The 14,741-nt window shown below is 69.3% G+C and carries 13 protein-coding genes and 1 pseudogene; 5 read left to right on the forward strand and 9 right to left on the reverse strand.

Annotated elements, in window-relative coordinates; all coding sequences use genetic code 11:
• Positions 1-24: 24 nt before the first annotated feature.
• From ACF1A1_RS37440 to ACF1A1_RS37455, 4 genes are all read right to left on the reverse strand, one after another.
• Positions 25-933, reverse strand: a complete 909-nt coding sequence (locus tag ACF1A1_RS37440; protein ID WP_392006464.1) for an EamA family transporter — start codon at positions 931-933, stop codon at positions 25-27.
• A 32-nt stretch (positions 934-965) separates the two neighbouring features.
• Positions 966-1,631, reverse strand: coding sequence for a uracil phosphoribosyltransferase (upp, locus tag ACF1A1_RS37445; RefSeq protein WP_392006407.1), 666 nt, complete (start codon positions 1,629-1,631; stop codon positions 966-968).
• Positions 1,632-1,746: 115 nt separating this feature from the next.
• Positions 1,747-2,430: a phosphoribosylanthranilate isomerase gene (locus tag ACF1A1_RS37450; RefSeq protein ID WP_392006409.1), complete on the reverse strand. Its 684-nt coding sequence runs from the start codon at positions 2,428-2,430 to the stop codon at positions 1,747-1,749.
• 51 nt (positions 2,431-2,481) lie between these two features.
• On the reverse strand, positions 2,482-3,138 hold the full coding sequence (locus ACF1A1_RS37455) for a nitroreductase family protein (protein WP_392006411.1): 657 nt from the start codon (positions 3,136-3,138) through the stop codon (positions 2,482-2,484).
• A 122-nt stretch (positions 3,139-3,260) separates the two neighbouring features.
• On the opposite strand from ACF1A1_RS37455, the gene ACF1A1_RS37460 reads away from it, so the two are divergent.
• From ACF1A1_RS37460 to ACF1A1_RS37480, 5 genes and pseudogenes are all read left to right on the forward strand, one after another.
• The gene (locus ACF1A1_RS37460; protein ID WP_392006413.1) at positions 3,261-3,749 is read left to right on the forward strand and encodes a MarR family winged helix-turn-helix transcriptional regulator; all 489 of its coding nucleotides are present in this window, start codon (positions 3,261-3,263) and stop codon (positions 3,747-3,749) included.
• Between the two features lie 306 nt (positions 3,750-4,055).
• On the forward strand, positions 4,056-4,589 hold the full coding sequence (locus ACF1A1_RS37465) for a hypothetical protein (RefSeq protein ID WP_392006415.1): 534 nt from the start codon (positions 4,056-4,058) through the stop codon (positions 4,587-4,589).
• Positions 4,590-6,147: 1,558 nt separating this feature from the next.
• Positions 6,148-6,861 carry a pentapeptide repeat-containing protein gene (locus ACF1A1_RS37470; RefSeq protein ID WP_392006417.1) on the forward strand — a complete coding sequence of 238 codons (714 nt, stop codon included), beginning with the start codon at positions 6,148-6,150 and terminating at the stop codon, positions 6,859-6,861.
• Positions 6,862-7,064: 203 nt separating this feature from the next.
• A pseudogene (locus ACF1A1_RS37475) lies at positions 7,065-8,441 on the forward strand (NF041680 family putative transposase); the annotation flags it as partial.
• A 404-nt stretch (positions 8,442-8,845) separates the two neighbouring features.
• Complete coding sequence (locus tag ACF1A1_RS37480) at positions 8,846-9,487, forward strand: carbonic anhydrase (protein WP_392006419.1); 642 nt, start codon at positions 8,846-8,848, stop codon at positions 9,485-9,487.
• Positions 9,488-9,599: 112 nt separating this feature from the next.
• On the opposite strand, the gene ACF1A1_RS37485 is transcribed toward ACF1A1_RS37480, so the two are convergent.
• From ACF1A1_RS37485 to ACF1A1_RS37505, 5 genes are all read right to left on the reverse strand, one after another.
• Entirely contained in the window at positions 9,600-10,571 is a 972-nt protein-coding gene (locus tag ACF1A1_RS37485) for an L-threonylcarbamoyladenylate synthase (protein WP_392006466.1), read from the reverse strand.
• 639 nt (positions 10,572-11,210) lie between these two features.
• Positions 11,211-11,543, reverse strand: a complete 333-nt coding sequence (locus ACF1A1_RS37490; protein ID WP_392006421.1) for a putative quinol monooxygenase — start codon at positions 11,541-11,543, stop codon at positions 11,211-11,213.
• A 201-nt stretch (positions 11,544-11,744) separates the two neighbouring features.
• The gene (locus ACF1A1_RS37495; protein ID WP_392006423.1) at positions 11,745-12,824 is read right to left on the reverse strand and encodes an ABC transporter ATP-binding protein; all 1,080 of its coding nucleotides are present in this window, start codon (positions 12,822-12,824) and stop codon (positions 11,745-11,747) included.
• A gap of 1 nt (position 12,825) precedes the next feature.
• Positions 12,826-13,914: an ABC transporter ATP-binding protein gene (locus ACF1A1_RS37500; protein WP_392006425.1), complete on the reverse strand. Its 1,089-nt coding sequence runs from the start codon at positions 13,912-13,914 to the stop codon at positions 12,826-12,828.
• Entirely contained in the window at positions 13,911-14,720 is an 810-nt protein-coding gene (locus tag ACF1A1_RS37505; protein WP_392006427.1) for a carbohydrate ABC transporter permease, read from the reverse strand. The genes ACF1A1_RS37500 and ACF1A1_RS37505 overlap by 4 nt, the downstream gene beginning before the upstream one ends.
• Positions 14,721-14,741 lie beyond the last annotated feature (21 nt).

The raw sequence follows: 14,741 nt of genomic DNA on the forward strand, positions 1-14,741 counted from the left end.
CCCCGGGATTTTTCGGTGTGGTACTCAGACGCGGCTGGCGGCGCGCGTCGGCGGTACCGGTGTGGTCGGCTTGGGTCTGTTGCGTGGCTGGGCGAGGACCACGGCGGCAACGACGGCCGCCGCGCCGAGCAGTTGGAGCGCGCCCAGGGTCTGGTCGAGGAAGAGGTAGCCGAGGATCGTCGCGCACAGCGGTGAGGCGAACGACAGGAACGAGGCGGCGAGAGCGGGCAGCCTCGACAGTCCGCGGAACCACAGGACGTAAGCGATCAGGGCGCCGATGATGCTGAGGTAGAGGAATCCGCCGACGTTGCCCCAGGTGAGGTGGTCGGGCAGCTCCTCGGTGGCCAGGGTGATCGGCAGCAGGACCAGGCCGCCGACGGTCAGCTGCCAGCCGGTGAAGGTGAGCAGGCTGACGTCGTCGGGGCGGCCCCACTGCTTGGTGAGAACGATGCCGGACGCCATCGACACCGCGCCGAGGAGTCCGGCCACGACGCCGACGCCATCCAGGTCCGCGTGCGGCTGCAGCACGAGCAGTGCCACGCCCGCGGCGCCGATCAGACAGGAGACGAGGTGGACCGGCTGGATCCGGTCCTTCAGCAGCAGCGCGCCGAGCAGCAGCACGATCATCGGCTGGACGGACATCACCAGGGCGGCCACTCCGCCGGGCAGGTGGTAGGCGGCGAGGAAGAGCAGGTAGAAGAAGGCGCCGATGTTCAGCACGCCGAGGACGACGGCCCGCCACCACCAGATCCCCTTGGGCAGGGTCCGCGTCACCAGCAGCAGGATCAGTCCGGCGGGCAGGGCACGCAGGGTGGAGGCCAGCAAGGGCCGGTCCGGTGGCAGGAACTCGGTGGTGATCAGATAGGTGGAACCCCAGACGGCGGGGGCCAGGGCGGTGAGTGCGGACGTCGCCGCGAGGCGCTGGCCGCTCACCGAGCCGCCCGCTGGGCTGCCGGCCTGACTGCTCATGTGTTGGCTCCGGAGTCGGTTGTTCCGAAGAAGCGGTCGCCGAAGTCACCTATGCCGGGGATCATGAACGCGTGCTCGTTGAGCCGGTCCTCGATGGCGCTGGTGACGATCTTCACGTGCGGCCGCTCTTGGGCGACACGGCGCAGGCCTTCGGGGGAGGACAGAAAGTTGATCATGATGATGTGGTTCTCGCGCACGCCGGAGTCGAGCAGCGCGTCGACGGCGGCCAGCGCGGAACCGGCGGTGGCCAGCATCGGCTCCAGCAGCAGTACGTGCCGGTCGGCAATGTCGGCGGGCAGGTGCTTGTAGTAGAGGTGCGGCAGCTTGGTCCGCTTGTCGCGCTGGATGAGGATCTTGCCGATGCGGATGCCAGGGTGGACGTCGCGCAGCTCACCCTCCATGGCCTCACCGGCCCGAATGACGGGCACCGCGCAGATCTTCGTGGCGAACTCGAAGCCCTGGTAAGTGGCGCCGACGGGCGTGGTGATGTCCTTCTTGGTGAACGGCAGCAGGTCCATGCCGGCTTCGAGCAGGAGTCGGATGACGCGACGCGAGTAGAAGACGAAGTCCTCCCGGGTGCAGTCCTTGTCCCTGATGATCGTGTGGATGGCGCGCAACTGGTCGGTCTGCGGTAACAGATGCACGTTGTGGCCCGTGGCCATGGCTGAGCTCCTCGCTGGTGGCTGGAACGCGGATCGCTGGAACGCGGAGGAAAGGTCGGGGCGACCGGTATGTTTTTTCGTCACGAGCGCCCCCTGATTCGGTGGCGCGGACGAGTCAGCCGATCTCGTCGAAGGCGCGGCGGGCCTCGGCGATGAACTTGGCGACCTTGGCGCGGTCCTTGCGTCCGTCGGGGCCCTCAAGGCCGGTGTGCGCGTCGACGGCGGCGGGCTTGACGGCCCGGATCGCGTCGCCGACGTTCTCCGGGTTCAGGCCGCCGGCCATCATCAGCGGTTTGGGCGAGCGGCGGACCAGCTCGGCGGAGACGTTCCAGTCGTGGGTGAGGCCGGTGGCGCCCTTGGCGCCCGTCCTCGGGTCGAACGTGTCGGTGATGTACATGTCGACGAAAGGGTGGGTGTCGTCGACGAGTTCCAGCAGCTCCTCGGCGTTGTCCTGCCTGACGACGAGGGACTTCAGCACGAACAGGTCGGGGCGGATCTCCTTCAGCCGCCGCAGCTGCTCCGTCTCCACATCACCGTGCAGTTGTACGGCGACGACACCGAGCTCGTGGCAGAAGTCGCTGATCTCCTCCGCGTCGGTGAGGTAGCTGATGAGGACGCCCGCGTGCGGGGCCTGGAGTCCCTTGATGATGACGGCGGCGTCCTGCTCGGCGATGTCGTCCTTCCCGGACGGCAGCCGCAGCGCGAACCCGATCCAGTCGGCCCCCTCGCCGATGATCATGTCGGCTTCGTCGGCGTCGATGATGCCGGCGACCTGGACGAGCTTGTTGACAGTGGTCACGTGGACCAACCCCCCTGTTGGATTGCGATTGTTGTGAGATGGACGGCGGCCCTACCGTCCGTACGTCTCGCTGAACACCGTCAGCGAGCGGTCCCTGCGCCCGGGATGGAGCCGTGTCTCCGCCGGGTAGCCGAGCGGCATGAGCAGGGCGATGTGCAGGTCGTCGCGGCCCTCAGCCCCGATCGCCTTCTTCACCTCGTCCTCGTCCCAGCCGTTCATGGGACTGGTCGCGAGGCCCGCCGCGTGGGCGGCGATCATCAGGAAGGACGCGGCGATCATGGCGTCCTTCACGGCGTACTCGCGCTCCAGCCCGCGCCGCCACAGGTTCTCGTGGAAGAGACGCGCGTCGTCCGGCGATGCCACCGCGAACCGCTCGGACCACGCCCCGAGACGTGTCGCCGTGTCCCAGACGTCGCCCCGGTCCTCCCGCCACGCGCCAGGCTCGGCGACGAACACCAGCATCACCGGCGCCTCTTGCGGATGCGGCTGCCCGCCGGTGGCCTCGGTCAGGGCCTTGCGACCCTCCTCACCGGTGACGGTGACGACGGAGCGGGCCTGGAGATTGAAGCTCGACGGCGCTTCCAGGGCGAGATCGACCAGCTCGCGCAGCAGCGGCGCCGGTACCGGGTCCGGCCGGTAGTGGCGGATGCTGCGGCGTGAACGGATGATCCTGGACACGGTGGTGTGGTCGGCAGCGGGCGACTCCACAGGCTAACCCTTCGATATCGAACTATCTGACATCGAGAAACTACGCCATGAACTAGAGTTGAGTCAAACAGTTAGGCATCGAATTAACCTGGATGAAGCAAGAGCAAAGAAGAGGTGACCCCATGCGTGATGCCGTCGACGACTTCCTCGACCAGTGGGCCGCTCAGCGCACCGACCTGGATCTCGACGCGATGGGCGCGATCGGCCGCATCCTGCGACTGTCGCGACTGGTCAGCACCCACCTGAAGGACTACTTCGCCCAGTACGGCATGGAGACGTGGGAGTTCGACGTCCTGGCCACCCTGCGCCGCAGCGGCAGACCGCTGACGGCCAAGTCACTGGCCGCCAGCGTCATGATCGGCTCGGCCGCCCTCACCAACCGCATCGACCGGCTCGTCGCCCGCGGCCTCGTCACACGCGAGGCCGTCCCCGGCGACCGCCGCAGCCTGCACATCGCCCTTACGGACGAGGGAAGGGACCTGGTCGACCGCACGGTGGAAGGTCATGTACAGAACCAGCGGAAGATCCTTTCGGGCCTGGAGGACGCGGACCGCGAGGACCTGACCCGGATCCTGCGCGGGTTGCTCGTGTCCCTGGGAGACACCCGCTGACCACAGCCCCTACATGCCCAACTCCCCTGCGTACTTACTTCTTGACTGTCCGTCACAGTACCCGACGGAAACGCGTTGCACTCTCCCGCGACCCCATGGGACAGTGCAACGGTTTCCGATCAAGCGTGATCACATCTAAGGACCGAGGTTTGCGGCGCCCCCAGCGGCCGCCGTCGGCGCTGAATAGTTCGCGCCACATCCGCTTTCCCTCACGGCGGCCGCCCGGATCGCGGGCGGCCGCTGCGTGCTCGATGTGTGCCGGATGAATGGCTGCCGCGGTCTCCCTCCATGCGGGAGCCTGTTGCGATGGCTGTCGGGATCTTCCGCGTAGCGCCTCTGCCCGGGGAGACGACGTTCTCGCTCCTGTGCCGTGTCGCGGCCCACTATGGGACGGAGGCAAAGACGTTGCGGTCCTGCTGGCAGTGGCGCAACTACCAGCCCCGACACGAGGGCGGTGGCGCGCGGGCTGATGGCGAGGTGCTGCTGAACGCGGCGGAGCGGCATCACCTGTCCACTATGTGCGGCGTCGGACACGAGCTCCTTGCGCGGGCGTTGCCGTCCTGGGAAGAAGAAGACGCCAAGCTGCCCGCCGGGGAGGACGCGGCGCCGGCGGCGGCGTGGCGGACCGGTGGCGCGGTCGCCGGGCCGGTGGCGTTCAGCTGCCGCCTGTGCGCCACCCGGCGTACAGGGACGGCCGTGCGGGTGGTGCGGTACGCGCCGCTCTGGTCCCGGGTGTGCGGCCGACATGGGCGGTGGCTGCTCGATGCGGACGCCGACCAATCCCTGGAACACCTCGACCTGCGTGGCCTGCCCGAGGTGATCGCGGCACGGCGGCGGTAGACCGGTGTGGCGCGGCGGGCGGTGCGGACCGGGGCCTATCCGGAGCGGGTGTTCGCCCTGGCACAGGCGGTGGTGGCCCGGTGGTGGGAGCAGGCCCTGCTTGGCGGGAGACGATCTGGCCGCGCCGCCTGCACCAGGTCGCGGGCGGCAACGCCGGAGACGATCTGGAGCGGTGGCGGATCGTGGGGCGGAACGCGGTCGTCTTCCCCGAGGTGGTGGCCGTCGCCGGCGCGCTGCTGGACCCGGCCATGGCTCACCTGCTGTGGATGGACAGTGGTGCCGGTAGGCCGCGGGCGCTGCCCTGTGCAGCAGCGGCATGCTGTCCGTGCGCACCGAAGCCTCCGCAGTCCTCACCCGCGCCGGATACCGGCCGCCCTCCCCACCGGCGACCGCAGCCCATCCGACACTCGCACGCGCCATATCCGCCGCCCTTTCCAGCAGTGAGGGCAGCGCATGAACAGCCCCTGGGAGTTCGCGGCCGATCTCGTCGACCACTACCTGGGCGCCCGCCTCGACGCCGCCGGCAGTCCGGCCGGGCTTCGTGAGGCTGCCGTCGACCTCGTAACCGAGGCCCTGGCCGAGCACGTCGAGACGTTGATGAGTGCTCAGTTGGACGCGCTGGCCCACCCCAGCCGTACTCAGTACCCCGACGCCTACCTCGCCGCCGAGGTCGCCGCCGAAGACGCCCTGCAACAGGCCGCCGCCGGTTTGCGAACCGCATTCGCCCAAGCCGGGCACCTCGGCAACGCCCGCTCTTGCGAACGCGGTGCGGCCGCACGACTGCGCGACGACCCTCGCGCAGCGCTGCGTGCGAACTCGCCCGTATTCCCCGCCCCCTCACCCGCCCCGAGGAGCTGGCTTGGTCACTCGCCCTCTCCGACGCCGACCCCGCGCAGGCGGCCGAACTGCGCGGGTCCCGCACCCTGGTTCAGTGACAGCCGCCAGGAGCGACCGCCCTGGCCACCTTCCGGTTTGGCATCGGTCGCGGGCCTGCGGGCTCTCCCGGGAGGCGAGCCTCACGCGGGCTGGGTACAGATCGGCCTGATCGAACAGCACCGTACCCCCACACGTCGCCACCCGGACCAGCCCGCCCGCCAACCAGCGTCGTGGCCGCCTACCTGGCCATCATGTCACTGCCCGGGGGGCAGAAGTGGGGTTGTCCGCAGGGGCACGCAGCGCAGGGCTCACCGCGGCTTTCGGCGAGCCCCACACCGCCCCCTCGGGATCGGCCAGCCCTCGCGGCTCACGCCCTGCTACAGCTTCGCAACACTCGGCGCACCGGCCGCCGGACACCCGTATCAAGGGCTTCATGGCCGTCACACCGCCCCGCAACTCCAGCAGCGCCGCGCGTCTGCAGCGTGTCGTCCGCCGCCGCACTCGCACCGTTCCCCGCCGTCCGGCCGCTCCGATCGGCTCCCGCCCTCCAGGCCGACGCCGCCGTGCCCCCGCGCCCACAGCGGCCGCCGCTCAGCAGCCAGCCGTCGTTGTCGCACCAGCGGACCGGTGGTCCCGCATCCAGGAGGCCGCGGGCACTCTCGCCGCTCTTGGCTCTCTCGCCGTGATCATCTTCGCCTGGCTGTCGCTCCAACAGGTCGACAACGAGCAGGCCCTCATCCGCAACGAGCACGCCCTCACCCGCGAAGGGCAGGTCACCGACCGCTACAACAACGCTGTCAGCAACATCGGCGACGATTCCGAGGAGGTACGCCTGGGTGGCATCTACGCCCTGCAGCGCATCATGGAGGACTCCCCCCGTGACCAGCCCTCCATCGTCAACGCCCTGTCCACCTACGTCCGCAACCACGCCAAGAGGCCGATAAAGGGGGCACCAGCTCTCAAGTTACTTGCCAGCGACGTCCAGGCAGCCCTCACCGCACTCGGCAGACGGGACCCCATTCATGACGGGGCCGCCCCAATAGACCTGGTCAACACGAGTCTGTTCAGCGCGGACCTGCGCTGCACGCACCTGGGCGGCGCGGACCTGGGCGACGCGCACCTGGGCGGTGCGGACCTGCACAGCGCGGACCTGCGCCGCACGAAGTTGGTCAACGCGGACCTAGAGGACGCTGACCTGTCCAGCGCGGATCTGCTCCGCGCGGACCTGGGCGGCGCGGACCTGCACGGCGCGAACCTGCGCGAAGCGAACCTGCACGGCGCGAACCTGCGCGAAGCGAACCTGCACGGCGCGAACCTGCGCGAAGCGAACCTGCGCGGTGCGGACCTGCGCGAAGCGGACCTGTACGGCGCGGACCTGCGCGGGGCGAAGCGGTAGTGCGCCACCCGACTCGGCCAGCGGCCCGTCGCAGCACGCTGAGCTTGCCATTTATCCTCGCTGGTCACTCGACCTGCTGATCTTGGTGTGTTCCTGAGACAGCAGGGCAGCCGTTCTTCACGCTTCGAGGTGTCGAGCAACGTCGCGTGAAGGAACGGCCGCTGGTGAAGAGTCTTGCCGCTGAACAGTCTGCTGAGGCCGCGTTGGGCATCCTGTCCCAGTTTCGTGTCCAGTTCTACGACTGCCTTTACAGCCGTGCGGATGCGCTCTTCGAGCTCACCGACGCAGTGCTGTGTGCCGATGGTCCGGTCACCTCGCTGGTCGAGCTGACGCTCACGGCCGAGCACCGGCGCGGGCACGGGGCGATGTACGACGCGGTCAATCACGGCTGGCTGGAGCCGCGACGCCTGCGCAGGCTGCTGGCCTCCACACCGCTGCCACGTACCGCCGACGGGCGGATCGTCCTCGCCGTGGACGTGAGCAACTGGCTGCGCCCCGATGCCCCGACCAGTCCGGAGTTGCTGTTCTGCCATGTCTACGGGCGGGGCCGCAGCGCCGATCAGTTCATCCCCGGCTGGCCCTACTCCTTCGTGGCCGCTCTGGAGACGGGACGCACCTCCTGGACAGCCGTGCTGGACGCGATCCGGGTCGGGCCGGCCGACGACGCCACCGCAATCACCGCCGCCCAGCTGCGTGAGGTGGTCACCCGGCTGGTGCACGCCGGGCAGTGACGGCCGGGCGATGAGGACATCCTCGTCGTCATGGACTCCGGCTACGACGTGACCCGCCTCGCCTACGTCCTGGCCGACCTGCCCGTCGAGCTGGTCGGCCGGCTGCGCTCGGACCGGGTCATGCTCCGGGATGCCGGGCCGCGTCGCTCCACCCCGCGTGGCGGGCAGCCCCGCAAGCACGGCGGCGTCCTCACCTTCTCCAAGCCGGAGTCCTGGCACACCCCCGACCAGGCCACGACGTGCGACACCACCCGCTACGGCACGGCCGAAGTCCTCGCCTGGGACCGGATGCACCCACGATTGCAGGCCCGTGGCCCCTGGCTCGACCACTGCGGTGAACTCCCTTTGACCCACGGCACGTTGATCCGTCTGAAGGTCGAGTACCTGCCCGGTGACCGCGACCTCAAGCCGGTGTGGCTGTGGTCCTCGCGCACCGGCATGACCGGCCAGGAGGTCGATGTCCGCTGGCAGGCGTTCCTCCGCAGATTCGATCTTGAACATACCTTCCGGCTGTTCAAGCAGACCCTCGGCTGGACCGTCCCCAAGGTCCGCGATCCACACACGGCCGACCTGTGGACCTGGCTGATCATCGCCGCCCACACCCAACTCCGCCTCGCCCGGCCCCTCGCCGAGGACCTCCGCCGCCCCTGGGAACGGCCCTCCGAGCCGCACCGGCTCACCCCTGCCCGGGTCCGCCGGGGGTTCCGCCACCTCCGCGTGAAGACCGCCCGTCCCGCCGACGTGCCCAGACCCTCCAAGCCAGGGCCCGGACGCCCACTCGGCTCGAAGAACCGCAGGCCAGCCCCACGTCACGAGCCGGGGAAGACCGTGAAACGAATCGAAACCCTCCTCACCGAAGATACTGACGGCGCGAGTGCGCTCGGCAGTACAAAAGCCGTCCCGATGATCCCCGGCCTGTGGGCAGCGGACCGGACGGCCCCATCGCTGGGCGGCCGAGGCATGCCCGTTCCCTCGTCTGGTCCACGGCGTGTCCAAGTCGCTGTTCGTTGTGCGTGGTGTGATGGCGGGCGGTGAGGAGCGGGGTGACGATCGCGGTGGGGCCGAACCGGCCCACGACGTGGGCTGGCCGTATCGGGCCGACCAGCTTCGCTGCGCGCTGAGGTCCCGGGCAGAAGAGGCCATCGCCCAGCGGCTGGGGGTGCTGCCGCCCCTGTTCCTGACCTCGAGCGGCGCCTCAGTTACGGCCAGACCTGGCAGGGCCGTGCCCGGGGCCTGGTCGTAGTCTGCTTCCCATGGCCGACACCCAGACCTTTACGCCCCATGAAGCCTTCGAGATGCTGCTGGACGGCAACAAGCGGTTCGTCGCCGGTGCCCCCGAACACCCGAACCAGGACGCCGCCCGCCGTGCCGAGGTCGTCCCAGCCCAGAACCCGTTCGCCGTGCTCTTTGGCTGCTCCGACTCCCGCCTGGCCGCCGAGATCATCTTCGACCGCGGACTGGGCGACCTGTTCGTGGTCCGCACCGCCGGACACGTCGCGGGACCGGAAGTGCTGGGCAGCATCGAGTACGGGGTGAGCGTGCTCGGCGCCCCGCTGATCGTGGTGCTCGGCCACGACGCGTGCGGCGCGGTCGCGGCCACCCGCTCTGCTGTCGATGAGGGCACACCGGTGGGGGGCTACGTACGGGACGTGATCGAGCGGGTGACCCCCAGCGTGCTGGCCGCCCGCGCCGCAGGTCGCACCGAGGACGCCGATTTCATCGCCGAGCACATCCGGCACACCGTTCACCTGCTGCTGGAGCGCTCCCGCGGCCTGGCGCAGGCGGTCGAAGCCGGACTGGCCGCCGTGGTGGGACTGTCGTACCGGCTGACCGACGGAACGGCCCGCCTGGTCACCGCCCGGGGCCTGGAGGTACCTGCAGACGCGCTTTCGTGACGCCGGGTGTTCAGCGTTCGTGAAGGTCCGGCACGACCGTGCGCCATTCGGGATCGGTGCGCATCCGGTGGGCGCTGTGGCAGCCCTCATCGAACGGATCGGTGCTGGTCGCTCAAGAGGGCCGGGGTCCCGCGGCGCGGCGGAGCCTGTTGGCGATCGCCAGTCCCAGCCCCTCCTCCGCCGGCAACGACGCGACGATGAGGTCGCACCCCCGCTGGTCGAGCTCGCGCAGGCACCCATACAGCCCGCGCGCGTAGGCAGCCATCGAACCGGGAACCGCCACCACGGCGTGCGCCTTCACCGGGGCGTTGGCGAGGGAGGGGGGAAGAAAAACGCCCACCTGGTGCCCCAGCTCCTGCGCGAGCTCCGCTTCGGCGACGACCTTCTCGGGCTCGACGAGGACGACCCGCGCCCGAGGCGCGTAGTGGGAAGGATGCTGGCCCGGCACTCGGACGCGGCTCGTCGAAGGGACCGCGAGCGGGCGCCCCAGCACCGCTTCAAGGTCCTCACGCGTCACCCCGCCGGGCCGAAGGACGCTCGGGGCATCGCCCGTGGCGTCGACGATGGTCGACTCGACGCCGACCGCGCAGGGGCCGCCGTCCAGCACGAAGTCGACGGCATCACCAAGCTCCGCACGGACGTGGTCCGCCGTTGTAGGGCTGACCGAGCCGAAGCGGTTGGCGGACGGGGCCGCCACACCACTGCCGAAGACCGACAGCAGCGCGAGTGCCACGGGGTGGTCGGGCATACGCACGGCCACCGTCTCCAGCCCACCCGTCGCCTCCAGGGGCACCCGGCGACCGCGCCGCAGGACCAGCGTCAGGGGCCCCGGCCAGAAGCGTTCAGCCAACAGGCGCGCCGTCGCGGGCACCTCCTCGACCCAGTCACCCAGGTCCTCCGCGCCGCCGATGTGGACGATCAGCGGGTGGGAGGGCGGACGCCCCTTGACCTGGAAGATGCGCGCGACTGCGTCGGGATCCTCCGCGTTGGCGCCCAGACCGTAGACGGTCTCGGTCGGGAAAGCCACCAGGCCTCCGGCGCGCATTACACCGGCCGCCTTCTCGATGTCACTGGTTCCTGCCATCACCCGCGCAATCCTCCCACTCCTGCGCTCCCCCACATTCCGCGATCCCACCACTTTCGCCCGTGCCAATGCCCGTGCCGCTCCGCCTGTCCTGACACGATGACACGACGCTCCGCATGCAGCCCCTGCCAGGCGGTCGATCTCCAGCAGCAGCACCGGCACCCCGGCCGCCGGCGCCCGCACCACCAGATCCGCCCGCTGCACGTACCCGTAGCCGAGCCGGTGCGGGACCTCGGTCTGGAGGCCGAGCCGGTGCCCGATCCCCGCGCGGTGCAGTTCGGCGGCCGTCGAGGTGACCGCCGCGGCGTGGTCGTCGTAGCCGCCTGCGAGCAGCTCCCCGGTGTCCGGCATCTGCAGCGTTGTCGTCGGTTGCCGATGCTCCGCATCGACGCCCACCTCCGCCTTGTGGGCTGGGGAGTTGGAGTCGGTGTTCGCACGGCTTGCGGGCCGGTTCTCGAGGGTGGATCTGCGGTGGCGGATGCGGGACTACGTGCGGGGTCTGCCGGCTCCGGTGGAACGGAAGAACGGCTGGAAACTGGCCGAGTACGCAGGTCACCGCGGACCGGCCGGCTTCCAGCATCGACCGCGTCAGCGTCCCCGGAGACGCCGTTCCCTGGCCGGCATGTTCACCTGACCGTCTCAGGCCTTGGCTGGGACCGCCATCTCTCCCAGCAGCGACCAGTCGTGCTGCGGAACGGTCATGTTGACGATGCGTGGCGTCTCGGCCAGATGGGGTGGCAGCGTCCGCTGCGCGGCCTTGAAGTGTGCGGACTGCACATGGGTGACCCCGGCATCGTCATCGCGGAAGGCCTCGACCAGGACGTACTCCGTCGGGTCCGCCACACTGCGCGACCAGTCGAACCACAGGCAGCCGGGCTCGGCACGCGTGGCCCGGGTGAAGTCAGCGGTGATCTCGGGCCAGCGGTCGGCGTGCTCGGGACGGACCCGGAACTTGGCGGTGATGAAGATCATGGGATTCCTTCGCTGATGTGTGTGGTGTCCGCCGCGAGCGGTCGGGGGGAGGGGGGAGAGGTCCGGGTCGACGCAGCGCCTCTGCCCGCGTCGCAGCACTCCCGCCACGGCCTCGGCGCCCCACGCCGCGTGGGGGGGCCACCCGGTCGGCGGCCCGCCACGGTGGGAGGGGCAGGTAGTGCGGGAGTGCCCGACGGGCCTTCAGGACCGGAGTACCAACTGACCGTCCGCGTACGGAAGGACCTTGGCGCGCGGCAGATGGACCAGGACCTCCTCGTCCGCCGGAACTCCCTCCTCCCGAGGCGTCTTGGCCCGCACGAGCTGCCCCGCCACCTCGACCTCGAGCACGCGCTGCGCGCCGTGGTCCCTGACGCCCCGCAGTGTGCCGGGGAAGGTGTTGGGACCTGGCTCCGTGACGACCTCGATGTACTCGGGCCGGACGCCCACCTGAGCCTCGGTCGTGCTGTGCGGGATGTTCCAGGCGGCGGACAGCGTCCGGCCACCCAGCGCGAGGGATCCGTCGCGCCGTTCCACGGTCAGGAAGTTCATCGCCGGTGAGCCGATGAAGTAGCCGACGTAGGTGGACGAGGGCGCTTCGAAGAGCTGTTCCGGCGTGCCCTGCTGCACGGCACGGCCGTCCTTCATCACCAGCACTTCCTGCGCGAAGCTCATCGCCTCGTACTGGTCGTGCGTCACGTAGATCACGGTGGGCCTGAACTGCTCGGTGATCTCCCGGATCTTGCGCCGCAGCAGGTGCTTCAGCTGCGGGTCGATGACGGTGAGCGGCTCGTCCATCAGGACGGCAGCGACGTCGTCCCGGACCAGGCCGCGGCCGAGTGAGATCAGCTGCTTGTCATCGGCGGTGAGCCCGCGGGCGGGCTGCCGCAGCCGGCCGTGCAGGTCCAGGGCCTCGGCGACCTGCCGGACCTTGGCGTCGATCCTCGCGCTGTCCCAGCGTCGGCACTGCAGCGGGAAGGCGAGGTTCTCATAGACCGTCATCGACCTGTAGGTGACGGGGAACTGGAAGACCTGCGCGATGTTGCGGGCCTTGGTGGGCAGGGCGGTGACGTCGGCCCCGTCGAACAGCACCCGCCCCCGGGACGGTCTGACCAGGCCCGACAGGATGTTCAGCAGCGTGGTCTTGCCGCAGCCCGAGGGGCCGACCAGTGCATAGGTCTTGCCGGACTCGAAGGTCAGGTTCAGCGGCTTGAGAGCCCACCGCTCCTCCTCGGCACCCGGCGCGTACGCATGCCCCACGTCGACGATGTCCAACTGCGCCATGTCAACGCCCTTCCACTGAAGCGAGATCGTATGAAGGTGTCCGCACGAGCGTTCCCTGCTCGTCGAAGGCGAACAGCCGGTCGGGACGGAGCCGCAGTCTCACCAGGTCGCCGAGGGCGAGATCGTGGATGCCCTCGATCTGTACGACGAAGGGGCTCTCGCCGACGAGCACGTGGACGAAGGTCTCGGAACCGGAGATCTCCACGAAGGTGACTTCGCCCTCGACCCCGCCGGCGGCCAGGGAGACGTCTGTGGCGCGCAGTCCGAACCGGTAGGCGCCGTCGGGCAGATCGGCCAGGTGAGCGGAGGTGTGCGTGGCCTGGAAGCCGGCCACCGTGACCTGGCCGCTCTCGATCCGGCCCGGGAAGATGTTCATGGGCGGGTCGTTGATGATGGACGCCACCGTGGTGGTCGCGGGGCGTTCGAAGACCTCCTGCGGGGTGCCGGTCTGGAGGATCCGCCCCTCGTGCATGACCAGTACCACATCCCCGAGCATCATCGCCTCGGCGGGTTCGGTGGTCGTGTAGATGACGATCGTGTCCCCCTGGTCCGAGAAGAGGGTCTTGAATTCGTCGCGCAGTTGCTCGCGCAACTTGTAGTCCAGGTTCGCCAGCGGCTCGTCGAGCAGGAGGACACCGGTACCGCGCGCCAGGGCCCGGGCCATGGCGACGCGCTGCTGCTGGCCGCCGGAGAGCTGGGACGGCTTGCGCTTCTCGAAGTCCGCGAGCCCGACGCGCGCCAGGCTCTGCCGGACCCGTTGCTCGATCTCCTCCCGTGCCAGCCCGGCCCGCTTCAGCGGAAAGGCCACATTGTGGAACACGTTGAGATGCGGGTAGTTGATGAACTGCTGGTAGACCATGGCGGTGTCGCGCCGCCAGACCGGAGTTTTCAGGAAGTCCGCTCCCGCCCGCGTCAGCGAGCCGGAATCCACCTTCTGCAGGCCGGCCAGGACCCGCAGCAGCGTCGTCTTTCCGGCCATCGTCCGGCCGATGACGGTGTGGAGCCGCCCCGGCTGGAAGGTCGCTGTCACGTTCTTGAGGTGGTCGACGCCGTCGACGGTCAGGCACAGATCAGTGGCGTTCAGGTTCATCGAACCGCTCCCGACAGGTTCCCCTTGGACAGATAGCGCTCCACCCAGATGGCGAGCAGGATCAGCGGTGTCACGCCGAAGAGCGCGGCGGCGGACAGCGTCCACCACGGCGGAATGGAGGAGTTGAGGGCGACGACCGCCTGAGGCAAGGTCTGCACCTCGGTGAAGGTCAGCCGGAAGGCGAAGAAGAAGTCGTTCCAGCCGAACACGGCGCAGAACATCGCCGCCACGGTCAGGCCGGGCAGGGAGTTCGGCAGGATCGCCCGTACGAAGGTCTGGAACGGGCCGCAGCCGTCCAGCATCGCCATCTCGTCGATCTCCCGCGGGATGCCGTTGAAGAAGTCCACCATCACCCACACCGCGATGGGCAGCAGCAGGGCGATCGTCACGAGGACCAGGCCGGGGATGCTGTCCAGGAGGCCGCCCCACTGCAGGAGGTAGAAGAAGGGAATCACCAAGACGACCGGCGGCATAATCCGTTGCGAGACGAAGAAGAAGACAATGTCGCCGTTCTTGATGAAGCCCAGCCTGAACCGGTAGCGGGACAGCGCGTAGGCGGCCAAAGACCCCAGGGCCAGGCTGATGGCGGACGCGGCGATGGTGACGATCGCGCTGTTGACGAAGGGATGAACCACATCGACACCGCCGGCTCCGCCGAAGATGTTCCGCCAACCGGTGAGGGTGGGCTCGTACTGCAGCCAGGGAAGGTAGGTGGGACCGCCCTGGACCGCGTTGGCGTTCTTGAAGCTGGTCGTCATCGCCCAGAAGAACGGTCCCGCCACGAAGCAGGCCCACAGTACGATCACGGTGTATTTGAATACGGGATA

Origin of the sequence: Streptomyces sp. NPDC014995 (assembly GCF_043080745.1) — a bacterium.
Taxonomy (GTDB): Bacteria; Actinomycetota; Actinomycetes; order Streptomycetales; family Streptomycetaceae; genus Streptomyces.

Coding starts and splice junctions, on each gene's coding strand:
- upp (WP_392006407.1), bottom strand. CDS start 1,631: ATGGCCACGGGCCACAACGTGCATCTGTTACCGCAGACCGACCAGTTG.
- ACF1A1_RS37460 (WP_392006413.1), top strand. CDS start 3,261: ATGCGTGATGCCGTCGACGACTTCCTCGACCAGTGGGCCGCTCAGCGC.
- ACF1A1_RS37465 (WP_392006415.1), top strand. CDS start 4,056: ATGGCTGTCGGGATCTTCCGCGTAGCGCCTCTGCCCGGGGAGACGACG.
- ACF1A1_RS37480 (WP_392006419.1), top strand. CDS start 8,846: ATGGCCGACACCCAGACCTTTACGCCCCATGAAGCCTTCGAGATGCTG.
- ACF1A1_RS37485 (WP_392006466.1), bottom strand. CDS start 10,571: ATGGCAGGAACCAGTGACATCGAGAAGGCGGCCGGTGTAATGCGCGCC.
- ACF1A1_RS37490 (WP_392006421.1), bottom strand. CDS start 11,543: ATGATCTTCATCACCGCCAAGTTCCGGGTCCGTCCCGAGCACGCCGAC.
- ACF1A1_RS37495 (WP_392006423.1), bottom strand. CDS start 12,824: ATGGCGCAGTTGGACATCGTCGACGTGGGGCATGCGTACGCGCCGGGT.
- ACF1A1_RS37500 (WP_392006425.1), bottom strand. CDS start 13,914: ATGAACCTGAACGCCACTGATCTGTGCCTGACCGTCGACGGCGTCGAC.